This window comes from Marinovum sp. E3 (assembly GCF_055755275.1).
In genome coordinates this window covers 125,248-149,716 of the sequence record NZ_JBVTQV010000002.1, presented here as the reverse complement: position 1 = coordinate 149,716, position 24,469 = coordinate 125,248, and the positions used below count along the sequence as shown (strand labels likewise).

Annotated in this window: 21 protein-coding genes; 12 read left to right on the top strand and 9 right to left on the bottom strand. The window is 67.7% G+C overall.

Annotated features, from left to right (window positions below; genetic code table 11):
* From AC0J5K_RS18135 to AC0J5K_RS18100, 8 genes are all read left to right on the top strand, one after another.
* On the top strand, positions 1-993 hold the full coding sequence (locus tag AC0J5K_RS18135) for an ABC transporter ATP-binding protein (protein WP_473009911.1): 993 nt from the start codon (positions 1-3) through the stop codon (positions 991-993).
* Entirely contained in the window at positions 990-1,703 is a 714-nt protein-coding gene (locus AC0J5K_RS18130) for an SDR family NAD(P)-dependent oxidoreductase (protein ID WP_274565521.1), read from the top strand. Before AC0J5K_RS18135 ends, AC0J5K_RS18130 begins: the two co-directional genes overlap by 4 nt.
* Positions 1,703-3,046: an NAD(P)/FAD-dependent oxidoreductase gene (locus tag AC0J5K_RS18125; protein WP_274565522.1), complete on the top strand. Its 1,344-nt coding sequence runs from the start codon at positions 1,703-1,705 to the stop codon at positions 3,044-3,046. Before AC0J5K_RS18130 ends, AC0J5K_RS18125 begins: the two co-directional genes overlap by 1 nt.
* Positions 3,047-3,177: 131 nt before the next feature.
* Positions 3,178-3,987, top strand: coding sequence for a creatininase family protein (locus AC0J5K_RS18120; RefSeq protein ID WP_048534680.1), 810 nt, complete (start codon positions 3,178-3,180; stop codon positions 3,985-3,987).
* 112 nt (positions 3,988-4,099) lie between these two features.
* Complete coding sequence (locus AC0J5K_RS18115) at positions 4,100-5,101, top strand: TRAP transporter substrate-binding protein (RefSeq protein ID WP_048534683.1); 1,002 nt, start codon at positions 4,100-4,102, stop codon at positions 5,099-5,101.
* Positions 5,098-5,661, top strand: coding sequence for a TRAP transporter small permease (locus AC0J5K_RS18110; RefSeq protein WP_074838176.1), 564 nt, complete (start codon positions 5,098-5,100; stop codon positions 5,659-5,661). The genes AC0J5K_RS18115 and AC0J5K_RS18110 overlap by 4 nt, the downstream gene beginning before the upstream one ends.
* A gap of 3 nt (positions 5,662-5,664) precedes the next feature.
* Complete coding sequence (locus AC0J5K_RS18105) at positions 5,665-6,948, top strand: TRAP transporter large permease (RefSeq protein ID WP_048534687.1); 1,284 nt, start codon at positions 5,665-5,667, stop codon at positions 6,946-6,948.
* Positions 6,949-6,957: 9 nt separating this feature from the next.
* Entirely contained in the window at positions 6,958-7,635 is a 678-nt protein-coding gene (locus tag AC0J5K_RS18100; RefSeq protein ID WP_274565523.1) for an RraA family protein, read from the top strand.
* A 28-nt stretch (positions 7,636-7,663) separates the two neighbouring features.
* On the opposite strand, the gene AC0J5K_RS18095 is transcribed toward AC0J5K_RS18100, so the two are convergent.
* A complete protein-coding gene (locus AC0J5K_RS18095; protein ID WP_074838169.1) occupies positions 7,664-8,578 on the bottom strand; it encodes a LysR family transcriptional regulator in 915 nt (304 codons plus the stop codon).
* A gap of 38 nt (positions 8,579-8,616) precedes the next feature.
* Between AC0J5K_RS18095 and AC0J5K_RS18090 the strand changes: the two genes are divergently transcribed.
* Positions 8,617-9,549 carry a 2-hydroxyacid dehydrogenase gene (locus AC0J5K_RS18090; RefSeq protein WP_274565524.1) on the top strand — a complete coding sequence of 311 codons (933 nt, stop codon included), beginning with the start codon at positions 8,617-8,619 and terminating at the stop codon, positions 9,547-9,549.
* A gap of 16 nt (positions 9,550-9,565) precedes the next feature.
* Here AC0J5K_RS18090 and AC0J5K_RS18085 read toward each other — a convergent pair whose 3' ends face one another.
* Genes AC0J5K_RS18085 through AC0J5K_RS18075 form a run of 3 tightly spaced genes read right to left on the bottom strand, consistent with a single transcriptional unit; the run spans position 9,566 to position 12,933 of the window.
* Complete coding sequence (locus AC0J5K_RS18085; RefSeq protein WP_074838161.1) at positions 9,566-10,297, bottom strand: SDR family NAD(P)-dependent oxidoreductase; 732 nt, start codon at positions 10,295-10,297, stop codon at positions 9,566-9,568.
* Between the two features lie 28 nt (positions 10,298-10,325).
* Complete coding sequence (ggt, locus tag AC0J5K_RS18080) at positions 10,326-11,978, bottom strand: gamma-glutamyltransferase (RefSeq protein ID WP_274565526.1); 1,653 nt, start codon at positions 11,976-11,978, stop codon at positions 10,326-10,328.
* A 40-nt stretch (positions 11,979-12,018) separates the two neighbouring features.
* Entirely contained in the window at positions 12,019-12,933 is a 915-nt protein-coding gene (locus AC0J5K_RS18075) for a LysR family transcriptional regulator (protein ID WP_244526553.1), read from the bottom strand.
* Between the two features lie 85 nt (positions 12,934-13,018).
* Between AC0J5K_RS18075 and AC0J5K_RS18070 the strand changes: the two genes are divergently transcribed.
* Complete coding sequence (locus AC0J5K_RS18070) at positions 13,019-15,883, top strand: FAD-binding and (Fe-S)-binding domain-containing protein (RefSeq protein WP_274565527.1); 2,865 nt, start codon at positions 13,019-13,021, stop codon at positions 15,881-15,883.
* A gap of 28 nt (positions 15,884-15,911) precedes the next feature.
* On the opposite strand, the gene AC0J5K_RS18065 is transcribed toward AC0J5K_RS18070, so the two are convergent.
* The 5 genes from AC0J5K_RS18065 to AC0J5K_RS18045 are packed head-to-tail and all read right to left on the bottom strand — an operon-like array spanning position 15,912 to position 22,405.
* The gene (locus AC0J5K_RS18065; protein WP_274565528.1) at positions 15,912-16,982 is read right to left on the bottom strand and encodes an ABC transporter ATP-binding protein; all 1,071 of its coding nucleotides are present in this window, start codon (positions 16,980-16,982) and stop codon (positions 15,912-15,914) included.
* Positions 16,979-19,195, bottom strand: coding sequence for an ABC transporter permease (locus tag AC0J5K_RS18060; RefSeq protein ID WP_274565529.1), 2,217 nt, complete (start codon positions 19,193-19,195; stop codon positions 16,979-16,981). The genes AC0J5K_RS18065 and AC0J5K_RS18060 overlap by 4 nt, the downstream gene beginning before the upstream one ends.
* Complete coding sequence (locus AC0J5K_RS18055) at positions 19,196-20,221, bottom strand: ABC transporter substrate-binding protein (protein ID WP_048534702.1); 1,026 nt, start codon at positions 20,219-20,221, stop codon at positions 19,196-19,198.
* Between the two features lie 55 nt (positions 20,222-20,276).
* Complete coding sequence (locus AC0J5K_RS18050; RefSeq protein WP_048534703.1) at positions 20,277-20,747, bottom strand: NUDIX hydrolase; 471 nt, start codon at positions 20,745-20,747, stop codon at positions 20,277-20,279.
* On the bottom strand, positions 20,744-22,405 hold the full coding sequence (locus AC0J5K_RS18045) for a Na/Pi cotransporter family protein (RefSeq protein WP_074838145.1): 1,662 nt from the start codon (positions 22,403-22,405) through the stop codon (positions 20,744-20,746). The genes AC0J5K_RS18050 and AC0J5K_RS18045 overlap by 4 nt, the downstream gene beginning before the upstream one ends.
* 174 nt (positions 22,406-22,579) lie before the next feature.
* Between AC0J5K_RS18045 and AC0J5K_RS18040 the strand changes: the two genes are divergently transcribed.
* Positions 22,580-23,395 (top strand): DeoR/GlpR family DNA-binding transcription regulator, encoded by an 816-nt coding sequence (locus AC0J5K_RS18040; RefSeq protein WP_074838143.1) that lies wholly within the window; start codon positions 22,580-22,582, stop codon positions 23,393-23,395.
* 41 nt (positions 23,396-23,436) lie between these two features.
* On the top strand, positions 23,437-24,411 hold the full coding sequence (gene phnD / locus AC0J5K_RS18035; RefSeq protein WP_048534708.1) for a phosphate/phosphite/phosphonate ABC transporter substrate-binding protein: 975 nt from the start codon (positions 23,437-23,439) through the stop codon (positions 24,409-24,411).
* The last annotated feature ends 58 nt before the right edge of the window (positions 24,412-24,469 follow it).

Genomic DNA, 24,469 nt, shown 5'->3' with positions numbered 1-24,469 from the left:
ATGGGAGCCAAGCCCGCCCCGCTGGTCGAGGCCCGGGGCCTCGCGCGGAACTTTCCCGGCCGGCAGGGCCTGCTGGGCCGGGTGCGCGATGTCTGGGCGGTGCGCGATGTCACCCTGGCGCTGGCGCCGGGCGAGACCGTCGGCGTGGTCGGCGAAAGCGGATGCGGCAAATCCACGCTCGGCCGGATGATGATGGGCTTCGACCGGCCGACCGAGGGCAGCGTCAGCTTTGACGGCCGCGATCTGGCGGCGCTGTCGGCGGCCGAGCGGCGAAAGCTATCGCGGCGCATGCAGATGGTGTTTCAGGATCCCTTCGGCTCGCTCGATCCGCGGCGCAGCATCGGCGCGCAGATCACCGACGGGCTGCGCATTCACCGGCTGGTGCCGCCCGGCGAGATCGAGGCCGAGCTGTTTCGTCTGCTCGATCAGGTCGGCTTGCCGCGTTCGGCCGCGTCGCGCCGGCCGCATGCCTTCTCCGGCGGCCAGCGCCAGCGCATCGCGGTGGCCCGCGCCCTTTCGACCCGGCCGGATTTCATCGTCGCCGACGAGCCGGTCTCGGCGCTCGACGTGTCGATCCAGGCGCAGGTGGTCAACCTGCTGATGGACCTGCGCCGCGATCTCGACCTCGCGATGCTGTTCATCAGCCATGATCTGCATGTGGTGCGCCATCTCTGCACCCGGATCGTGGTGATGTATCTTGGCCGGGTTGTCGAAGAGGGCCCGGCCGAGCGGGTGTTTGCCACGCCGGCGCATCCCTATACCCGGGCGCTGCTGACCGCGACGCCGAGCCTGAAGCCGCGCCCGACCGGCGGCGCGCCGCGAATTCTGCCCGGCGAGTTGCCGAGCCCGGCGAACCCGCCCTCGGGCTGTCCGTTCCGCACCCGCTGTCCGCTGGCCGAGGCGGCCTGCGCCGAGGCGGTGCCAGCGGCACGCAGGATCGAACCGGGGTGGCAGGCCGCCTGCATCAAGGCGGCGCCGGAGGCGGTGGCATGAGTGCGCCGGTGGCGATGATCACCGGCGGCAACCGCGGCATCGGGGCGGCGATTGCGCAGGCGCTGGCGGCGCGCGGCTACCGGCTGGCGCTGGGGCTGCGCCGCGCCGGCAGCCTGCCGCCCGAGATCGCCACGCTCGATCCGCTCGAGGTGCCTTACGATGCCGCCGATCCGGCCGCCGCCCGCGCTTTTGTGGCAGCGACCGAGGCGCAGTTCGGCCGCATCGACGTGCTGGTCAACAATGCCGGAACCGGCGGCCCGCTGGAGCTGATGCCGGAGGCGCCGCAGCCCGATGACGAGATGGAAACGGCGCTCGAGCAATTGCTGGCGGTGAACGTCAAGGCGCCGTTCCGGCTGACCCGGGCGGCGCTGCCGGCGCTCTGCCGGTCGGGGCAGGGCCGGGTGATCGTGCTGGCCTCGCTCTCGGGCAAGCGGGTGCTGGGGTTGAACGCCGGCTACCAGATGACCAAACATGCCGCTGTAGCGCTGTCTCATGCCGCCCGCCGGGCCGGCTGGGACAGCGGCGTGCGGGCCTGCGCCATCTGCCCCGGTTTCACCGCAACCGACATGACCCTGCGCCACGATCTGCCGCGCGAGGAGATCACCCAGCCTGCGGATCTGGGCCGGCTGGTGGCCGAGATCGTGCGCCTGCCGAACAGCGCCAGCGTCTCCGAACTGGCGGTGAACTGGCGTTACGAGCCGGGGCTGTGATGCGGCCCTGGGTGACGACGGTGGCGGGCGACGCCGATTTGCCCGAGGCGGTGGAGCTGGTGGTCATCGGCGGCGGCATCATCGGCTGTTCGGCGGCGCTCTGGGCGGCGGAGCAGGGGCTGCGGGTGGCGCTGCTTGAAAAGGGCCGGATTGCCGGCGAGCAATCGGGGCGCAACTGGGGCTGGGTGCGGCGCATGGGCCGGGCGGCGGCGGAATATCCGCTGGGCATCGCGAGCCTGACGCTCTGGGCCGGGCTGAACGCCCGCATCGGCCGCGACACCGGCTTTCGCCGCTGCGGCATCGTCTATGGCGCCGGCAGTGCGCGCGAGGAGGCCTGGCTCGACGGGGTCGAGGCCGAGGCGCGGCGTTTCGGCCTCGGGGTCATGCGGCTGGATCGCGCCGGGCTGGCCGATCACTTTCCCGGCGCGCGGCTGGCCGCCACGACGGCGCTGATGACCGCAGACGACGGCCGCGCCGAACCGGCGCTGGCGGCGCCGGCGCTGGCCGAGGGCGCGCGCGACGCCGGGGCCGCCGTGCTCACCAATTGCGCCGTGCGCGGGCTGGAGACCGAGGCCGGCCGGGTGTCGGCGGTGGTGACCGAGCGCGGGGTGATCCGCTGCGGCGCCGCCATCCTTGCGACCGGAGCCTGGTCGCGGCTGTTCTGCGGCAATCTCGGGATCGATCTGCCACAGGTGCGGGTGCGCAGCTCGGTGCTGCGCACCGCGCCGGTGGCCGGCGGCCCGGCGCTGGCGCTCGGCACCGGTCGTTTTGGCATCCGGCCGCGGGCCGACGGTGGCTATACCGTGGCGCGCCGCGGCCGCACGCCGGTGCAGCTCACCCATGATCTGCTGCGCCAGGCGCCGCGCTTTGCCGCCGGGCTGCGGCAGAACCGCCGCGAGATTTCCCTGACCGTGGATCGCAGCCTGATCGACACGCTGGTCACGCCGCGGCGCTGGCGCGGCGACGAGATCAGCCCGTTCGAGCGCTGCCGGGTGCTCGACCCCGCGCCGCAGGACCGGCTGCTGGCGGCCGCGCTGCGCGACGTCTGCCACAGCTTTCCGGCGCTTGCCGGCGTGCCGGTGCGCGAGCGCTGGGGCGGGATCATCGACGTGACCCCGGACGGGGTGCCGGTGATCGACCAGGCCCCCGGGATCTCGGGGCTGGTGATCGCCACCGGCTTTTCCGGCCATGGTTTCGGGCTGGGCCCCGGCGCCGGGCAACTGGCGGCGGAACTGGCCACCGGCGCCGCGCCGCTGGTCGATCCCGCGCCATTCCGCCTTGCCCGGCTGCCCGGCGCGCGCCGGGCGGCGGCCGCCGCCGGTCCGCTCCACGAGGGCGCCTGAGAGGCGCCGCCAAGCCTCTGGCGGCACGGCAAAAATTTTCTCTATCGGCTGACAAACCCTTTGAATTGGACGGCGCCGCCCGCGACCGGTTCACTGCATGTGACAGTGACAAGCATTTCAAGGAGCCCCTCATGATCAACAAGATCCGCATGGCGGAACTGACCTCGGAAGAGGCGCGGCAGGCCCTGACCGCAGAGGCCGTCGTGCTGCTGCCGATGGGCTCGCTCGAGGATCAGGGCATCCATGCGCCGATGGGCGATTATCTGGCCGCCGACCTGATGGCGGTGGAGATCGCCAAGGCGGCCCGCGCCGAGGGCGTGGCGACCTTTGTGGCGCCGGTGATCCCCTTTGGCGGACGCGATTACTTTGACAGCAGCCATGGCGGGATCTCGATCAGCCATGCCACGTTGTGCGGCATTCTCGACGACATGTTCGCCTGTCTCAACCGGCACGGCATCCGCAAGGTGATGATCGTCAACGGCCATGGCGGCAATGTGCCGGCGATCACCGAGGTGACGCTGCGCTGGCGCCAGAAGGCCGGGCTTTTCGTGCCGTCGATGTATCTGTGGCAAGTGGCCTATGGCGAGCTGCCGGGATTGATCGGCCCGGAGCAGGCGGCGAAATCCTCGGGCCATGGCGGCGATCCGCTGACCTCGGTCGGGCTGCATTTCTATCCCGACCTGCTGCGCCCCGACCTAATCCGGCCGGCTCCCGAAGGCGCCGAGATCAAGGGGCTGGCGATTTCCGGTTTCAACACCGTCACCGTCGACGGCGCCAGGATACAGGTGCCGATCGAGGCGCTGGAGGCCACCGAGACCGGCGCCTTCGGCTGCGACCCGACGCTCTGCTCGGCCGAGACCGGCGACAGGCTGGTGGCGCGGCTGGCCGCCATTGGCGCCACGCTGGTGCGCGACCATGTCGCCCCGGGCCTGCACGACTGACCGACCCCATCCCGCGGACCGGCCGACACCGAACCGCCAACCCCCGGCTGCCAAGCAAAGACATCATGAACCGGACAACCGGTCGCGCAGCCCCCAACACGGAGAGAAGACCATGACCAAGACGATGCGACTGACCCTGACCACCGCGCTGGCGCTGGCGCTGGCCGGCCCGGCGCTGGCCGAGACCACCTGGCGCATGGCGACCAAGATGCCGGTGGACAGCCCCGAGGGGCAGGTGTTCGCCAAGTTCGCCGAGCTGACCGAGGAATACACCGATGGCGAGCTCAAGATCGATGTCTTTCCGAACGAGCAGCTCGGCAAGGAAGACGCGGTACTCGAGCAATTGCAGGCCAATATCATCCAGGTCTACGCCGAGGGCTTCGGCTACATGAAGAAATGGGAGCCGGCGCTGGCTTGGGTCGCCGCCGCCTTCGCCTTTGACGATTACGATCACTGGCAGCGGTTCATGACCTCCGAGACGGTGACCGGCTGGTTCGACAACGCCGCTGAACAATCCGGCGTGCGGCCGCTGGGAGATCCGACGCAGGTGCTGCGCGGGCCGTACCGGGTGATGGTGTCCAACGTGCCGATCGAGAGCGCCGCCGACATCGCGGGCGTCAAGCTGCGGATGCATGAGAACAAGGTGGCCATCGAGACCTGGGACCACCTTGGCGCCGAGGTCATCACCCTGCCGTGGACCGAGGTCTATCAGGGCATCTCCAAGAGCATCGTGCAGGCCGTGAACTCGCCGATCGCGCTGGTCGAATCGATGCGCTTCAACGAGGTCGCGCCCTATATCACCCGCCACGACGAATATTGGCAGTCGATCGGTTTCATGGTCAACGAACAGGCGCTTGCCGCGCTTGACGAGGAGACCCGCGCTGGGCTGCTCAAGGCCTATGAGGAGGCCGGCGATTATTCGCAGGAGGTGATGTTCGGCGTCGCCGAAGAGAGCATTGCGCGGATGGAGGAGGCCGGCGCCACCTTCAGCGTGCTCGACACGGCACCGCTGGTCGAGAAGATGCAGAGCTTCTACGACGATATGGCCGCGCAGGGCGAGCTGCCCGAAGGCTTCATGGCGGCGGTCGAGGCCAGCCGGGCCTCCGGCCAGTGACGCCTTACGACTATACTCCCGGGGGCCCGCGACAGCGGGCCCTCAACCGGATCGACCGGCTGAACTGGGATCTGGGCGGCATCTTCATGTGGCTGTCGAATGTCTGCCTGCTGGTGATGCTGGGACTGACGGTGGCCACCATCATCCTGCGGCCGATGAGCCTCGCGCCGTACTGGATGTGGCCCTGGACCATGGTGTTTTTCATCTGGCTCAGCTTCTTCGGCTTTTTCGCCATGTACGTGCGGCTCAAGGATGTGCGCGTCGATTTCATCGCCGGTCTGTTCGGCCCCGCCGGCATGGCCGTCACCCGGCTTCTGAGCGATGCCGCGACGCTTTCGGTGACCGGCGTGCTGCTGTGGCAATTGCCCAAGGTCATCGCCACCTCACGCGGGGTCTATGACGGTGCGATCCTGCCCGCCGGTTTCGAACTGCCGCGGCTGGCGCTGTCGATCCCGCTGTTCGTCTCGGCCGCGCTGGTAACGCTGACCGCGCTTCTCGACCTGGCCAAGATCGGCGCCGGGATGCCCGAGAACGTCGCCGACCATCACCCGGAGAGCTGACCCATGGCCTGGATCCTGATCGGAACCTTCATCGCGCTGATCCTGGTGCGCGTGCCCGTTTCCATCGCCATCGGCGCGGCGACGGTGCTGACCTTTGCCACTTCGGATTTCTCCTCGGCGATGCAGATCATCCCGCAGCAGATGCTCGAGGGGGTCAACAAGGCCTCGCTGACCGCGGTGCCCTTTTTCATCATGGCGGGCAACCTGATGAACGCCACCGGCGTGACCGAGCGCATCTTTGCCTTTGCCAATGCGCTGGTCGGCCATCTCAAGGCCGGGCTGGCGCAGGTCAACATCCTGTCGTCGATGATCTTTGCCGGCATCTCGGGCGCGGCGGTGGCCGATTGCGCCGGGCTGGGCGCAATCGAGATCAAGGCGATGCGCGAACGCGGCTACAAGGCCGATTTCGCCGCGGCGATCACCGTCGCCTCTTCGGTGATCGGGCCGCTGATCCCGCCGTCGATCGGGCTGGTGATCTATGCCTTTCTGGCGCAGCAGAGCATCGAACGGATGTTCCTTGCCGGGCTGGTGCCGGGGCTGACCGTCGGGCTGGCGCTGATGATCTATGTGCGGCTGCGCGCCGGTTTCGAGCAATTTCCGACCCAACCCCGCGCCACCCCGCGGCAGGTGGTGGGCACCGCCCGTCACGGCTTTGCCGCGCTGATCGCGCCTGGCATCATCCTGGGCAGCATCCTGTTCGGCTTTGTCACCGCCACCGAGGCCGGGGTGCTGGCCTGCCTCTACTGCATCGGGCTTGGCATCTGGTATCGCGAGCTGACCCTGCGCAACTTTGTCCAGGCGCTGTCGGATACAGCGATGATGACTTCGGTGATCATGATCATCATCGCCTTTTCGATTGCCATGGGCTGGTTGCTGGCGATCGACCAGACGCCGCAGAAACTGGCCGACTGGACCTTTTCGCTGACCGAGAGCCGGCATGTCTTTCTGGCGCTGCTGCTGATCTTCATCGTGCTCGTCGGCTGTGTCGTCGAGGGCGTGCCGGCCAAGCTGATCCTGGTGCCGACGCTGCTGCCGCTGATCGACGCCTACGGCATCGACCGGGTGCATTTCGGCATCATCATCCAGCTGGGCCTGCTGATCGGCATCGCCACGCCGCCGATGGGCATCGGGCTCTACATCGTCTCGGAGGTCGGCCGCGTCCGCTTCGAGCGGGTGACCCTGGCCGTGCTGCCGATGCTGCTGCCGCTTTTCGCCGTGCTGATCCTGCTGACCTATGTGCCGCAAATCGTGACCTTCCTGCCCGACCTCGTGCTGGGCCCGCAATAAGGACGAACCATGACCAACCTGACCTACAAGATGAACCCGATGCCGACGCCGATCGCGCAGGACAAGCTCGACCGTCTGGCCAAGCTGGAAACCGCGACCATCGGGCATTTCTATCACTTCGGCTTTGCCGCGCCGGCGATTCAGCCGGTGCTGCCCGGCAAGGTGGTGGCGGCGACGGTGGCGACGCTGGCCATTCCCGGCCTCGATTCGACGCTGCTGCACCATTGCCTGAGCCAATGCGGGCCGGGTTACTTCCTGGCCGTCGACCGGCTGGGCGACAGCAAATATGCCTGCTGGGGCGGCGGCGTGACCCGGATGGCGGCGATGATCGGGCTGGAGGGCGGCTGCGTCGACGGCCCGCACACCGACACCGCCGAGATCGAGGAACAAGGCTTTGCCATGTGGTCGCGCGGTGCCTCGCCGGTGACGACGCGGCTCTACAACACCGGCGGCGGCTTCAACGTGCCGGTCTCGATCGGCGGCGCGGCGGTGCTGCCGGGCTATGCGGTGCTGGCGGATGCCTCCGGGGTGCTGTTCATCGCGCCCGAGGATCTCGATGCGGTGCTGGAAGAGGGCGAGCTGAAGACCGAGCGCGGCCGCATCAGCGAGGCCAAGGTCAGCGACGGCACGCATCTCGGCCAATTGTCCGGTGCGACGAAGATGGTCGAGGGCAAGCTGGCGGGCTGACCCCCGTTGCCTACGATGTAACCTGACCCTAGTTGCCCTCGATGTAAGAGGTATAGCGCGGATGATCCCGACACCAGGCCTGCGCGCTGTCGCGTGCCAGTTCCAGAACCAGCTTGACCTGCTTGCGCCGCGCCCGGTTGGCGTAGGTGCAGGCGAGGTCGAGCGGCGGGATCTTGTCGGTCACCTCGAGCTGGACCAGCCGGCCGTCGGCCAGCTCCTGCTCGACGCCGGCCAGGGCCAGCGCCGAGGCGCCATAGCCCCGCCGCAGCATGTCGTACATCGTCGACAGCGAATTGCCGTAGTGCCGCGCCGCCGGCTGCGAGCGCATCTCGTCGATGACCTCGGCCACCGGGTTCCACATCGGCGATGTCTTGGGATAGAGCACCAGCGGCAGATTGCGCAGCGCCTCGGGCGTCAGCGGCTGCACCACGCCCTGCACCAGATCCGGCCGTGCCACCCAGCCGACATCGAAGCGGGTGGTGAAGGCGGCCTCCGGCACCCTGTCGCCGCCGGCGGTGAAGGCGAGATCCAGCGTCCCGGCATCGATGAAACGCGCCAGTTGCAGATCCGAGCTGGAATAGACGTCGAGGGTGATCTCCGGGAGCTCGTCGCGCAGCCGTTGCAGCAGGATCGGCCCCCAGGTCAGTGCCGCCATCCCAGCCAGGCCGATGGTCAGCCGCTGCTTGTGCTTGTCCAGAAGCCGGGTGTTCATCGTCTCGCGCAGGTTCAGGAACTGCAACGCGAAATCCGCCACTTCCATGCCCTGATCGGTCAGCCGGAAGGCCGGGGCGTTGCGGTCGATCAGGGTCTTGCCGAGATCGGTCTCGAGCGACTGAATCCGCGCCGAGACCGCCGGTTGCGTCAGCCCGAGGCGCTGCGCGGTCTGCCGGTAGTTCTGAATCTGGCTGAGCCAGTAGAAGGCCTCGAGCTGTTTGAAATTCATCCCCTAACTCCCCGACACGAACAATGAAGGACAGACCCATGAAAGCCGCCGTCTACCTGCCCCTCGAAGACAAGATCCAATGGTGGGTCGAGATGCTGCAAGGCCTGCTGCCCGGCTGGCAGGTCGTCGCGATGGATCAGGCGAGCGAGCCGGAAAGCATCGACGTCGCCGTGGTCTGGCGCCCGCGCACCGGCGATCTCGCCCGGTTCGCGAACCTCAAGGCCATCGTCTCGATCGGTGCCGGCATCGACCATGTTCTCGCCGACGAAAAACTCCCCGTCGGCGTGCCGATCATCCGCACCGTCGGCGACGACCTGACGCAGCGGATGCGCGAATACGTCGCCCTGCACGTGCTGCGCCATCACCGCGACATGCCGCGCCAGCTTCAGGCCCAGGCCGAGGCCGACTGGCACGCCATCGTGGTGCCGGTGGCGCCGAACCGCACGGTCGGGGTGATGGGGCTGGGCAATCTCGGTGCGGCGGCGGCGCAGACGCTGGCCGGGCTGGGCTTTGCCACCCGTGGCTGGTCGAAATCGCCCAAGGAGATCAGCGGCGTGACATGCTATTCCGGGGCCGAGGGCTTTGACGCCTTCCTCGACGGCTGCGAGATCCTGGTCAACCTGTTGCCGCTGACCGAAGCGACGCGCGGCATCCTGAACGCCGAGCTCTTCGCCAAGCTGCCGCGCGAGGCCTGCGTGATCAATTGCGCCCGTGGCCCGCATCTGGTGGATGACGATCTCCTGGCGGCGCTTGACAGCGGCCAGGTGAAACAGGCCACGCTCGACGTCTTTCACCAGGAGCCGCTGCCCGCCGATCACCCGTTCTGGAGCCATCGCGGGATCACCGTGACGCCGCATGTCGCCTCGCAGATCGATGCCGACACCGGCGGCCGGATCATCGCCGAGAACCTGCGGCAGTTCGCCGAGACCGGCACCTGCCCCGATGTGGCCGATGCGGCGCGCGGCTACTGACATCCGGCGGGGGCCCTCAGACATGTTGGCCCCCGTTCACGTCGATCGAGCTGCCATTGACATAGCCGGCCTCGGCTGAACACAGGAACAGCACGACGCGGGCGACCTCGTCGGGCTGGCCGAGCCGGCGCATCGGGATCAGGCTGGCCATCTCCTCGGTGCCGGGTGACAGGATTTCGGTCTCGATCTCGCCCGGGGTAACCATGTTGACCCGGATGCCACGCGGGCCGAGCTCGGCCGCCGCCTCGCGGGTCAGGGCCGCCAGCGCCGCCTTGGAACAGGCATAGGCGGTGCCGGCAAAGGGGTGCACGCGGGTGCCGACGATGGACCCGACATTGACCACCGCGCCCGTACCACGCGCGAGCTCGGGCATCAGGTCGCGCATCAGCGCCGCGGGGCCGATCAGGTTGACCGCAAGCACCTGCCGCCAGATCTCGTCGCTGCTGGTGGCCACGCCGAGGCGCTCGCCCTGCGGCCCCTTCGGCGAGATGCCGGCATTGTTGACGATGGCGTTGAGACCGCCGTCGCCCAATGTCTCGCGCAGGCGCGCCACCAGATCGGCGCGCGCGGCCGGATCCGCCAGATTGCCCTGGAAATGATCGGAGGTGCCGGCGTGCCAGGGGCACCGCGCATCGAAGGCGCTGCGCGAGACCGTCAGCACCCGCCAACCGGCGGCCTGAAACAGCTTAACCGTGGCGTGGCCGATCCCACGGCTGGCGCCGGTGAGCAGGAGTGTCTTCTGGGTCATCCGGTGCCTCCTTTGCGGTCTTGTCGGCTCAGATATGGAAGGAGACGCCGGCCTCGGCCAGCCCGCCGCCCATCGCCGAAACCGTGCCGTCGGCGCGCCAGCAGGCGGCGCCGGTCATCTGCCCGCCCGGCCCGAAGGCGATGGCGTTCATGCCGCCGCCGACATGCGGCACCAGGGCGACTTCGTGGCCCCTGGCTTCCAGCGCTTTCCGGTGATGGGCGTAGTCGGGTTCGAGCTCGACATGACCGCCTTCGGTCCAGATCCGCGGCGCCTCGACCGCCTGTTGCGGGGTGAGGCCGAAATCGATCAGGTTGACGATGGCCTGCATCGCCGAGGGGAAGATGCGGAGCGCGCCGGGCAGGCCGAGCGCAAAGCGCGGCACGCCATCCTTGAGCACCATCATCGGCGCCATCGAGGTCGGCACCCGCTTGCCGGGCTGGATCGACAGCGCCTTGCCGGGGTGGGGGTCGAAATTGTACATGTAGTTGTTGGGGATGATGCCGGTGCCCGGCACCATGATCCGCGCCCCGAACAGGCCGTTGATGGTATGGGTGGCGGAAACCACGAAACCGTCGCGGTCGGCCACGGTGACATGGGTGGTGTTCCGGCTCTCATGGCCCGGCGGCACCGGCCCGGCGCCCCCGGCATCGCGCAGCCGGGCGCGGCAGTCGCGGGCGTAGTCCTTGGAAATCAGCCGCTCGACCGGGATGTCGACGAAATCCGGGTCGCCCGAGGCGGCGCGGCGGTCCTCGAAGCCGACGCGGATCACCTCGGCCAGAAGATGCAGCCGCGCGGCGCTGTCGAAGCCCATGGCGGCGAGGTCGTAGCCTTCGAGGATGTTGAGCATCTGCGCCACATGCACGCCCGAAGAGGCCGGCGGCGGCGGCCCGGCGATCTGATGGCCGCGATAGTCGGCAAAGATGGCATCGCGTTCGCGCGCCCGGTAGTCGCGAAGATCATCCAGCGAGACGCTGCCCTCGGCGCCCAGCCTTTCGACCAGCGCCGCGCCCAGCGATCCGCCGTGCAGCGCGGTGTCGCCCTCGCGGGCGATCTGTCTCAGGCTCTCGGCATAATCGCCCTGCACCAGCCGGTGGCCGGGCGTGGCGGGGGCGCCGCCCGGCAGGAACAGCGCGGCGATCACCGGGTCGCGGGCCAGATCAGCGGCATGGCGCTGGATCGTGCCGTTGAGATAGGCGGTGACCCGGAAACCGCCGGCGGCCAGCCGGATCGCCGGGGCGATGACATCGGCAAAGGGCAGGGCGCCCTGCGCCGCCTGCATCGCGCACCAGCCACGCAGGTTGCCGGGCACCGCCACCGCCGCCGGGCCGACGAGATTGCGGCGGCCTTCCGTCTCCATGTAATCGGGCAGCCGGTCCGAGACCGGGCGGAACATCCCGGGCGTGGCGGCGGCGCCGGCGTGCGACAGGCAGTCATAGACCACGTGGCGGCCGTCCGGGGTGCGCAGATGCGCGACGCCGCCGCCGGCAATGCCCACCATCATCGGCTCGACCACGGTCAGCGCCAGCAACGCGGCAACCGCCGCATCCACGGCATTGCCGCCCGCCGCCAGCATTTCGTGGCCGGCGGCGCTGCCCAGCGGGTGGTTGGTGACGACGACGCCGCCGGACCCGCTGGCCGGGGCCTTGCGGCAGGTGAAGGGCAGGGAAGGAGCTTGCGTCATGATCGGTCCTGTGGTCGGGCCCGCGCAGGGCGTCCTGGGGTCATGGGGCGGTGGCGCTTTCGGTGAGGGCCGGCACCCGCTGCTCGAGCGTCGCGACGAAGGCTCGGGCGGCCTCGGTCAGCGGCCTGCGGGCCGGCTCCAGCAGGTAGAGGCTGCGCCAGAGATCGAGGCCCCCCACCGGCACAAAGCGGATTTGCGGGTCGCGGAACAGCAGCACTGCGTTCCTGGGCAGAAGCGCGACCCCCAGCCCGGCGCGCACCATGCAGAGCTGGGCAATGGTCGAATGGGCGCGCAGCTGCGGCGCGAGAAAGGCGCGCGGGATCGCCGCGCAATCGGTCAGAAGCTGTTGGGTGCCGGCCTGGGCGTCGAGCCCGATCAGCGAGGCGGCGTCGATCTCGTCAAGCCGCACGGCGTCGCAGCCGGCAAAGGCGTGGCCCGCCGGGCAGGCCAGCCCGATCTCGTCGCGCAGGATGCCGCGCTGGCGCAGATCGGCCGAATGTTTTGCCCGCCCGGCAATGGCGATATCGAGCCGGCCCTCGGCCACCATCTGCGCCAGGCGTTCGGCGATGTCGTCGTGCAGCAAGCATTGCAGCCCCGACCGCCCGGCAAGGAAATCCGCCAGCACCGGCGCCAGCAGCTCCGAGATCGCCGAGGGGGAGGCGCCAATGTGCAGCGTGCCGCTTTCCAGCCCGGCGCGGGCGCTGAGCCGGTCGATTGCCCGGTCCATGCCGGACACCAGCGGCGCGGTATCGGCAAGAAAGTCGCGGCCGAGCGGCGTGATCGAGGGCGGCCGTGTGCGACGGTCGAAGAGCGGGGCGCCGATGTCGGCCTCGAGCTGGCGCATCAGCTCCGACAGCGCCGAGGGCACGACACCCAGCGATTCCGCCGCCGCGGCGAAGGTTCCCTGCGCCGCGATTGCATGCAGGGCGCGGAGATGGCGGAAATTGATATTCAATTTGTCTGTCGAAGCTTTCATGTTATTCGGAAAATATGATACTAAACGCCACAAAGCAACAGATTCCGACAAAGGGCGGCCGAATATGAGTGAGCTTCCGCAGACAGGCGACGGCGCGGCGGTTGCCATCGAAGCGCTGGACGAAGCGCTGCGGCAGGCCGGGTTCCGCGGCGCGCTGGACGGTGACAGCGCCCTGCGCGAGGCGATGTCGACCGACAATTCGGTCTATCGCATCTGCCCCGATCTGGTTGCCGCCCCGTGCGATGCCGCCGACATGGCGGTACTGGTGGCGGTGATGCATCAGCCGCGGTTCCGCGCCATCCCGCTGACCGCGCGCGGGGGCGGCACCGGCACCAACGGCCAGAGTCTGAACCGGGGCGTGGTGGTCGACACCCGCCGCCACATGCACCGCTTGCTGGCGCTCGATGCCGAGGCCGGGTGGGCCGATGTCGAGCCGGGCCTGGTGCTCGACGATCTGAACGCGCAGATCCGCGACACCGGCTGGTTTTTCGCACCGGAAACCTCGACGTCGACCCGCTGCACCATCGGCGGCATGGTCAGCACCGACGCCTCGGGCAAGGGGTCGCGGGTCTATGGCAAGACCTCCGACAACCTTGTGGGCCTCGAGATCGCGCGCCCCGAAGGGCTGTTGTGGAGCGGTGACCCGGCGCCGGATTGGGCCCGGCCGATGCTGGCCGAGGCCGGGCGTGCGGCGCGCGACGGCCGCGCCGCGTTTGTCGCGGCCACCCCCGCGCTGAACCGGCGGTTCACCGGCTACGATCTCGAACGCGCCTGCACCGAGCCGGGCGGCTTCGACTGGTGGCGGCTGTTTCCCGGCGCCGAGGGCACGCTGGGGCTGATCTCGCGCATCCGCGTCCGCCTGCGCCGCATCGAGGCCGAGAAACGCCTGATCCTGGCCGGCTTCGACGGGTTTCGCGCCGCGCTCTCTGCCGCGGTTCCGCTGGCGCGAGGGGCGCCGACCGCCGTCGAGGTCATGGACGCGCGCACCCAGGGGCTGGCCGCCGGCGCCGGTCTGCTGGACGCGCTGCCCGAGGCGCTGCGCGCGCCCGACATCGCCCCGGTGTTCATCGAGGTCAATGGCACCGGCCCCGAGGAGGTCGAGGCCCGGGTGGCGGCGATCGGCGAGATTCTGGCCAGCTTGCCGGGGCTGCGCGCCACCCATCTCGCTGCCGGACGAGACGAGATCCGCCGGCTCTGGGCGGTGCGTTCGGCCGGGGTCGGCCTGCTGGGCCGCACCGAAGGCCGCGCCCGGCCGGTCGCCTTTGTCGAAGACGCGGTGGTGCCGCCGGAGAACCTGGCCGGCTTTCTCGACGACTTCCTCGCCACGCTGGATGGCTTCGGCCTGAACTACGGCATCTATGGTCATGCCGATGTCGGCTGCCTGCACGTCCGGCCGGCGCTCGACATCGACCGCGACGCCGACCGCGCGATCTTGCAGAAAGTCTCGGATGCGGTCTTTGCGCTGACCCGCAAGCATGGCGGCATCTTCTGGGGAGAACACGGCAAGGGCGTGCGCGGCGCCTATCTGCGCGACTGGATCGGCGATGAGGCCTATGCCGCGCTGCAAGGCGTCAAGGCCGCCTTCGACCCGGAGGGGCGCTACAACCCCGGCAAGCTGGTGGCGCCGCCCGAGCGGTTGATGGGCATCACCACCACCCCGTTCCGGCCGTTCAACGCGCCCGAGGGCGACCCGCTCGACAAGGCCTTTCGCTGCAATGGCAATGCGCAATGCCTCTCCTACGCCGCCGCGACGCCGATGTGTCCCTCGTTCAAGGCCAGCGCCGACCTGCGCCACAGCCCGAAAGGCCGGGCCGATGCGCTGCGGGCCTGGCACGGCGCCCGCGACAGCGCGCCGCCGGCAGAGCTGGCCCGGCGCGAGGCCGAACTGCATGCGGTGCTCGATACCTGCCTTGGCTGCAAGGCCTGCGCCACGTCTTGCCCGGTGCAGGTCGACATTCCCGAGATGCGCAGCCGGTTCCTGGCCGACTACCACCGCCGCCACCGGCGCGGTCTGACCGAGCGGCTGACCCTCCTGGCCGAGCGCGCCAGCCCGTTGGCGCTGCGGCTGGCGCCCGTTGTCGCGCCCCTCTGGCCGCTGCTTCGCCCGCTGGCCGAAAGGCTGACCGCCACCACCGATCTGCCGCCGCGGCTGGCCCGGCGGCTGGCGCCCGAGCTGTACCTGCGCGACAACGAACTGGCGGGGTCGCTGCCCGAGGGAAGCGTGATCCTCGCCCAAGACTGGTTTACCGCGCTCTTCGACGCGGCCGCGCAGCGCCAGGCCGTGGCCGGGCTCCGCGCATTGGGCTATTCGCCGCGTCTGCTGCCGCTCTGTCCCGGGGGCAAGGCCGCCCATGGCGCCGGCGATCTGCCGGGCTTTCGGCGCCTTGCCGGCCGGTTGGCCGCGCACCTGCGCCGCGCGGCGGCCACCGGGGCGCCGATCCTGGCGCTCGATCCGGCGTTCGGCATGATGCTGCGGCAGGAATACCCGAAGGCCGGGATTCGCGTGCCGGCGGTTCTGATGCCACAGGAATTTCTGGCGGAAGAGCTGGCGCGGGGCCGGGCCTTTCCGCAGGCCGGGCAGGACAGGGCGCGGCTGCTGGGCCATTGCACCGAAGTCACCGCCAATCCGCAAAGCGCCCGGCAGTGGCGGCAGGTCTTTGCCGCGCTCGGGGTCGCGCTGGAAACACCCGACACCGGCTGTTGCGGCATGGCCGGGCTGTTCGGCCACCAGGCGCGCCATCAGCGCATGTCGCGCGATCTCTTCGCCCTGTCCTGGCGGGATCAGGTCGATGCCCCATGTCCCACCGCCGCCTGCGGCTTTTCCTGCCGCAGCCAGGGCCACCGCCTGGCCGGCCGCGATTTGCTGCATCCGCTGGGCCTGATCGCCGCGGTGCTGGCGCCAGCGGCCGCGGCCAGGCACCCGGGCTGACCGGCGACGGCGCCGGTGTGCCGGGGGGTCATTCGTGCAGCAGCACCGGGCCTTTTGCGGCAAAACCCATCCGCACTTCGGCCCCGGGCGCCAGCGGCGCATCCACATCCTCATGCACCGCAAACACCTGTCCGAAGGCGCCGGTCAGCGTGTATTCCATGCGCACACCCACATAGGTCGCCTTGGCCACGGTGGCGCGGATGCCCCGGTCATCGCCGATCCTCAGCCGGGACGGACGAACGGCGACGGTGGCCGGGCCTTCCGAAAGACCGCGCGAGGGCAGGTCGTGGCGATAGCCTTCGATGTCGATCGTGGCGGTCTGGCCGTCGATGGCGACGATGGTGCAGGCCAGCAGGTTGGCTTCGCCGATGAAATCCGCGACAAACCGGTCATTGGGCGCCTCGAAGAGCTGGCGCGGGGTGCCGATCTGGGCAATCGCGGCGTTGCGCATGACGACGATCTCGTCGGAGACCGCCAGCGCCTCTTCCTGATCGTGGGTGACATAGACCACCGTCAACCCGAGATCCTGCTGGATCGCGCGGATATCCTCGCGCACCTGGCGGCGGAGCTTGGCATCGAGGTTGGAGAGCGGCTCGTCGAACAGAAGCACCTGCGGTTCCAGCACCAGGGCGCGGGCGACGGCCACGCGCTGCTGCTGTCCGCCGGACAATTCCGACGGCAGCCGGCCATCAAAACCGCGGAGGCCGACGAGATCGAGGCCGTGAAGCGCGCGGCTCCGGGCCTCGTCCCTGGCAAATCCCGAAAAGGTCAGCCCGTACATCACGTTCTCCAGAACGTTCATGTGCGGAAAGAGCGCATAGGACTGGAAGACCATGGAAACGTCGCGATCTGTCGCGGGCAGTCTGGTCACGTCGCGGCCACCGATGAGAATGCGGCCCGCGCTGGCCATCTCGAGCCCGGCGATCATGCGCAGGGTGGTGGTCTTGCCGCAGCCGGAGGGGCCGAGCAGCGTCACCAGCTTGCCGGCGGCCACATCGAGATCGATCCGGTCGACGGCCACCACGTCCTTGCCGAAGAGCTTGGACACGCCTTCGAACCGGACCGGGGCGGCCTTGGAGCCGATTTTGCTGTCGCTCATGAGGTTCTCCCGGTTCCGAGTTCGGTGCGCCGGCCGATCTGAACCCGGCCGACAAGAAATTGCAAAAGCCCGACCGCGGACAGCATGACGAAGATCAGCGTCGTGGAATAGGCGATGGCGAGGCCGTAATCGTTGTTCTCGACGCGGCCGATGATGTAGCTCGTGGCCATGTCGTATTCCGCCGAGACCAGGAAGATCACCGCCGAGATCGCGGTCATCGCGCGGACGAAGCTGTAGACCAGGGCGGCGAGGATCGCCGGGCGCAGCAGGGGCAGGATGATCCGGCGGAAGGTCTGCCAGGAATTGGCCCCGAGGGTTAGCGAGGATTCGTCGAGCGACCTGTCGAGTTGCGACATGCTGGCGATACCCGCGCGCACGCCGACCGGCATGTTGCGGAAGATGAAACTGACCACCAGGATGACGCCGGTTCCGGTGATCTCGATCGGGGGCACGTTGAAGGCCAGGATATAGCTGACGCCGATGACGGTGCCGGGGATGGCAAAGCTCAGCATGGTTCCGAACTCGAAGGCGTTCTTGCCGGCAAAGCTCTGCCGGGTCAGGAGGTAGGCGGTGATCAGCCCGACGGCGGCGGTCAGCGGCGCGGCGATGGCGGCAATGCTGATCGTGGTCCAGAAACTGTCCCAGGCGGCCCCGGTCCAGCGGATGCCCGCCTCTTCGATGCGCACCGAGAAGGCGGTGACATAATGCTTGAGCGTCAGCGCGTTGTTGACCCCCCAGAGCTCGACGATGCTGCCATAGACGATCATGCCGTAGACCACGATGGTGAACAGGCCCCAGCCGATCACGATGATCTGCACCGGCACCGAAAGGCCGGTCGGCATCAGGGGATGCATGCCCGCGTCGCCCTTGCCGGTGACGGTGGTATAGCTTTTCTTTCCGAGCCAGGCGCGTTGCGCGTAAAAGGCCGAGAGGGTGAAGAACAGCAGCACCATGGCCAGAACGGCGGCACGGCCCTGATCGTATTGCGCGCCGACGATGGCAAAGAAAATTTCGGTCGACAGGACGTCGAAATTGCCGCCGAGGACCAGCGGGTTGCCGAAATCGGCCATGCTCTCGATGAAGCCCAGAAGAAAGGCATTGGCGAGCCCGGGGCGGATCAGCGGCAGCGAGACGGTGCGGAAGGTCTGCCATCTGTTGGCGCGCAATGTCTGGGCGGCCTCCTCCATCGAGGGCGAGACCCCTTCGACCACGCCGATCAGCACCAGAAAGGCAATCGGCGTGAAGGCCAGGGTCTGGGCGATCAGCACCCCCGGCATGCCGTAGAGCCAGCGGGTGGGCTGCGTGCCGAACATCTCGGCGACAAATTGGGTGACCGAGCCCGAAAGCCCGAACAGGAGGATCAGCGCGAGGCCGATCACGAAAGGCGGCGTGATGATCGGCAGGACGGTGAGCGCCCGCAAGGCCCGCTTGTAGCGAAAGCCCGAGCGCGTCACCACAAGCGCAAAGCAGAGGCCCAACACCGTGGTGATCAGCCCGACGAGGATGGCGAGGGCCAGCGAATTCCAGGCGGCGCCGCAGCGGGCGCCCCAGAAACAGCCGATGCCCCAGAGCCGGTCATCGAAGAACTTCGACAGGAAGACGCTGACCGAATAGGCGCCGTCCTCGGTGACGAAGGCGGCAAACAACATCCTGGCGATCGGAAAGAACACAAAGGCGGTGACAATGGTGATCACGCCGCCGATGGCGCTGACCACAAAGACATCGCCGTTGATCGCCCCCCGCGCGGCGACGCCCTGGGTCAGCAGGAAGAGAAAGGCCGAGGCGCAGATCATCGCACCGTAGCCCATGCCGAACTGGCGGATCGGGAGTTCTCCGAACAGCGCCTCCTGCCAGGCGAAGCTGAAGCCGCGGATGCCGATGGAAAAGCCCTGCACGATCATCCAGCCGAACCCGAGCGCCCCGGCAAGGATCAGGATGCGGGCATAGATCGGGTCGTTTTTTGCCCGCCGCAGCACCAACAGCGGCAGCGCCAGCGGGAGCAGGAGCGGCGCCAGCCACAGCTTTTCGCCCTGTCCGATCAGGAACAGGGCCGGCGCGACATCCGCATCGAAAGGATAGCCGCCGGTCAGCCAGTCGAACGACCACAGGCCATCCTCTACCATGTACCATGGCAGAAGGCCGAAACCGACCCACCCGGCAAGGATCCAGAAGATCAGCACCGGGTGAGTGGTCTTTTCCGGTTCCTCCCTCACTTACTGCGGCAGGACCGAGACTTCCTCATCCCATTTCTGCAACAGCCGTTTGCGTTCGTCCGAGGAGCCGTATTTCTTGAAGTCATAGTCGATCAGCTTGATCTGGCTCATGTCGGGGGCGCTTTCGGAGGTTTCGGCCGCCATGTTCGACGGCACCTGGAAGGCGTTCACCTCGAGCGCGAGGTTCTGCGCCTCGGCGCTGAGCGCCCAGTCGTAGAACTTTTTCGCCTCATCCAGGTTACGGGCGCCGTCGATGATCGACATCGAGCCGATTTCGTAGCCGGTGCCTTCGCAGGGGGCGACAACCTTGATCGGGAAGCCCGAGACCGCCTGTTTCACCGCATCATGCATGAAGACGATGCCGATGGTGTTTTCGCCGCGACCGGCGGCCTTGATCGGGGCCGAGCCGGATTTGGTGTATTGGTTGATGTTCTTGTGCAGGCCCTTCATGAACTCGAAGCCCTCGTCTTCACCGAAAATCTGCACCATCGAGGCCAGCGTCGTATAGGCCGTGCCCGAGGAATTGGGATTGGCCATCTGCACATGGCCCTTGTACTCGGGTTTCAGCAGGTCTTTCCAGCAGGCCGGTTCGGGCAGGTCGTTGGCGGCGACAAGATCGGCGTTGTAGCCATAACCCAGCGCGCCAGAGTAGATGCCGATGGTCCGGTTTCCGGCGCTTTCCGCCTGCGAGATCGCCCAGTCGTGCAACTGGTCGCGCATGGGCGAGACATATTCCATGGTCAGGCCCTCTTCGGCGGCCTGCAAATGCGGATCGCCGGTGCCGCCCCACCAGACGTCGCCCTTGGGGTTTGCGCTTTCGGCGCGGACCTGCGCAAAGGTCTCGCCGCTGGACTTGCGTGTCATGTTGACGTCGATGCCGGTGGCATCCTCGAAACTGCGCGCCATCAGCTGGCACCAGTCTTCCTGCGCCGAACAGTAGAGCGTCAGCTTTTCGGCCTGTGCCGCCCCCAGCGACGCGGCATAGGCGATCAGCGACAGGGCCGCGGTACGTGTCAATGTCTTCATGTCTTCCTCCCTTGGGTTTGGTTTGGCCGTTTTTCCGGCCTTTCACCGCCCGAACCTACGAAGCCCGCCGCAATTCCTCCAATGCGGTCAATTTCCCGGAGTCTTCCGCCAGCCGTTTCAGAAGGCCGGTCAATTCCTCCTCGTTCACCAGCCTGGCCGCCTTGTTCGGCGAAAACCAATGGCGTTTGCGTTCCTTGCGCTCTTTCCAGCGGCGCTTGAGCCGGTCGACCACCATCGGATAGACCGTCACGCGGCACAGCACGCTTTCGCCGCCGGTCAGGCGTTTTTCGTAATGGTATCGGCCGAGCGCCTTGTCGGAGACGAAGCCGACGGCGCCGGCCTCTTCCAGCGCTTCGATCTTGGCGGCGCGCCAAGGCTTCTTGCCGTCCATCAGCCAGCCCTTGGGCATGACCCAGCGCCCGGTATCGCGAGAGGTCACCATCAGCACCCGCAACCGGCCTTTCCTGTCCCAATGGACCGGCAAGGCGGCGATCTGCCTGGCGATGCGGGCCTTGGATTTGCTCATGCCGGCTTCCCCGCGAATTTCGGGCGCGCCAGCCGGCTGGCGAGAAGATCGCCGGTTTCCTCGGCGATAGGGTAGGCGACATAGCTGATCGCGGCATTCACCTGTTTCAGCAGCCTCAGGGTTTCCTGATGGGCGTTTGTGGTGGCGATACTGGCCGGGTTGCCCTGGCCGAGGCGCGTCAGGTGGCGTTCCTGCAATTTCTGCTCTTCGCGCCGGATGCGATCCTTTTCCGCCACCAACTGGCGCGCCGACTCGGCATCGCCGGTGGTCAGCACCGAGAGCGCCAGCCGCGTGTTCGTTGCCACCTGATCATGAAAGGCCTCGATGTCCCGCAGCCCCTCGTCCGAGAAGGCATGGGCCTTGTCGTGCAGCCGTTTTGCCAAGGTCAACAGGTTGACAGCGACGCGGTCGGCAGCCTCTTCGAGGCTGTTGGCCATGGCGACCAGTTCCACCGCGCGCCGCGCCTGTTCGCGGGGGATGTCCTTGTCGCGCAGCTGCGACAGGTAGATCTTGGTTTCGTAATGCATCCGGTCGACGGCATCTTCGCGAAGCTCGATCAGATCCGCCGCCTGTTGATCCCATTGGCGCAGCAACCCCGGGATCGGCGACAGCATGGCCTGCACCGTTTCGCCCATCCGAAGCAGTTCGCGCTGCGCGCAGGCCAGCGCCATGGCCGGTTCGTCGAGCACGCCGGGATCCAGCGCGGTGCGGGTCACCGCCTCGGCCTCGGTCGATTGCGGCACCAGGGTTTCGGCCAGACCGACCAGCTGGCCGGTGACCGGCAGGGCCAGGACCAGCAGGACGGCGTTCAGAAGCACATGCAAGGTGACCGCCTGCTGGCTTGCCCCGCCCCACAGCATCGACAGGTCGAAGGCGCCGAAGACCAGCAGGGCGAAGGCCGCCAGCGTCACGCCGCCGCGCGCCACGAGGTTCGCGACGGCGACCTGCCGCGCCACACCCCGCTCTGACCAGAGCAATCCGACCGCAATCATGGCGCCGCCGAGATTGGCGCCGATGACCAGCGCCGCGGCCGCGGTGGTGCCGACAAGGCCGGTTGCCGCGAACATCGCGAAGGTCAGAACGGCGGCCAGACTGGAATGCATCAGCCAGGCCAGCAGGGCACCGATGACGAATGCGCTGAGAAGATCCCGTTCGAAATAGGCGGCCGCCGCCTGCACGATGTCGTTCTCTCCGATCGGCGCCGTGGCCTGGCGGATCATGCCCAGCGAGAGAAAGACCAGCGCGACGCCGATGGTGATCCGCCCGGTCTGCTTGGCCTTGCGGGACCGGGCGTTGAGAAACAGGATCACGCCGACAAGCAGGATCAGGGGCACCACCTTGTCGACCGGGAGCTGAAGCACCTGCACCATCAGCGCCGAGCCGAGTTCGGCGCCGAGAATCATGGCCAGCGCCGCGCCCGAAGACAGCAGGCCGGAGGCCGCGAAACCGCTGCCGATCAGTGCCACGGCGGTGGCGCTTTGCAACATCATCGCCGTTGGAATGCCGGCCGCGGCCGCCGAGAGCCGGTGCGCCGACATCTCTTTCAGCCAGCGCCGCAGTTCCGGCAGATAGGCGCGTTCGGCGCCGGTCCGGATCATCCGGACGGACCACAACAGAAGCGCGACAGCCGCCGCCAGGTTGACCGCGAGCAGGATCATGTCGGCCGGGCCGCAGGCATACGAGTGTCGGACGAAACAGGCGCTTTCAACGGTTTGATTTCCTTGCCCATGCAAAAATCTCACCACCAGAACGAGGCTTTTGCAACAAAATTCATTGCATATACTGCCGAAACTCCACACTTTTGATGACAGCAAGTGAATCGGCGGGGTGGTATGGCGCACGCGGGCACGACATCGGAGATACCGGTCAGGGGACGCAGGCGGCTCAAGAAGGAGGAGCGCCGCCGGCAAATCCTGCTGGAGCTGAAACTGCGCCCGCATGTCCGGATCAGCGAATTGTCCGAGCGCTTCAACGTCTCGACCGAGACCCTGCGGCGCGACTTCGACGCGCTTGCCGATGAGGGGCTTGTTGCCCGCGCGCACGGCGGAGCGACCGCGCCCACCCAGGGCCATTATCCCAGCCTTGACGAGCGGGCGAATGCGCGCATCGAGGAGCGGGAGCGGATCGGCAAGCGGGCCGCCGAACTGGTGCAGGACGGCGAGACGGTGATGATCGATTCCGGCTCGACCACGATCGAGATGGCGCGCGCGCTGGCCTATCTCGGCACCTCCTGCACGGTGATCACGAATTCGATTCCGGTGGCGATGACCCTTGGCCACGGGGCCGCGCAGATCCTGCTGTGCCCCGGCGAATACCTTGCCGCCGAATCCGCCGTCATCGGCACCGAGACCCTGGAATTTCTGTCGCGTTACAATGTCGACCGCTGCATGATCGGCTCGTCCGGGTTCTCGGAGGAAGGCCCCTCGGAAACCGTGCGCGGCTTTGCGGCAGTCAAAAGGACGATGCTGCACCGGGCGCGCGAGCGGCATCTGCTGATCGATTCGGAAAAGTTCGGACGCAGGGGGCTGGCCCATGTGGGCGACATGTCGGACCTGCGGTCGATTGTCGTGAACACCGCCCCGGCGGGCGCACTCCTGGCGGCCCTGGAGGCGGCCAAGGTCAGGATCATCGCGACGGACGAAGGATAATATCAACCGCGGCAAAAACGCCGTAACTCAGGGAGGACAAGATGAAGACGGAGATCACACTATTGATCGGGGCATCGGCCATGGCGCTCATGTCCCTTGGCGGAGCGGCTGCGGCCCAGGAGTGCCCGCGCGGCGACCTCGATGCGCGCTACTGCGACGCCGACGACGACATGATTGCCGACATTCCGACCGATCCGGCGGAGCAGATCGATCCTGACACGCTGGTCTTTGCCTATACCCCGGTGGAGGATCCGGCGGTCTACAAGACGGCCTGGGCGGACTTCCTCGAACATCTCGAAGCCGAAACCGGCAAGGACGTCATCTTCTTTCCGGTCCAGAACAATGCCGCCCAGATCGAGGCGATGCGCTCGGGCCGGCTTCATATCGCGGGCTTCAACACCGGGTCCAACCCGCTGGCGGTGAATTGCGCCGGTTTCCGCCCCTTTACCATCATGGCCGCGCCGGACGGCAGTTTCGGCTATGAGATGGAGATCATCACCTATCCCGGCAGCGGCATCGAGCAGATCGAGGATATCCAGGGCAAGCAGCTTGCCTTTACCGCGCCGACGTCGAATTCCGGGTTCAAGGCGCCCTCGGCCATCCTGAAGGCGGATTACGGCATGGAGCCGGAAAAGGATTTCGAGCCGGTGTTCTCGGGCAAACACGACAATTCGGTTCTGGGTGTCGCCAACAAGGATTACATGGCCGCCGCCGTCGCAAATTCGGTCATGGGCCGGATGATCGAACGCGACGTGGTCAGCGCCGATCAGATCGTGTCGATCTACAAGTCCCAGACCTTTCCGACCACCGGGTACGGCGTGGTCTACAACCTCAAGCCCGAGTTGCAGGAGCAGATCCGAGACGCCTTTTTCAACTTCGAATGGGAAGGCTCCAGCCTGAAGGAAGAGTTCGAGAAGAACGGCGAAGGTCAGTTCCTGCCGATCACCTACAAGGAATACTGGGACGTGATCCGCAAAATCGATGCGGCCAACGACGTCAGCTACGCCTGCCAGTGATCCGGCACCATGGCGGCGGCCCCGGATCCGGGCCGCCGCAGCGCGCAAGGGGAATGCG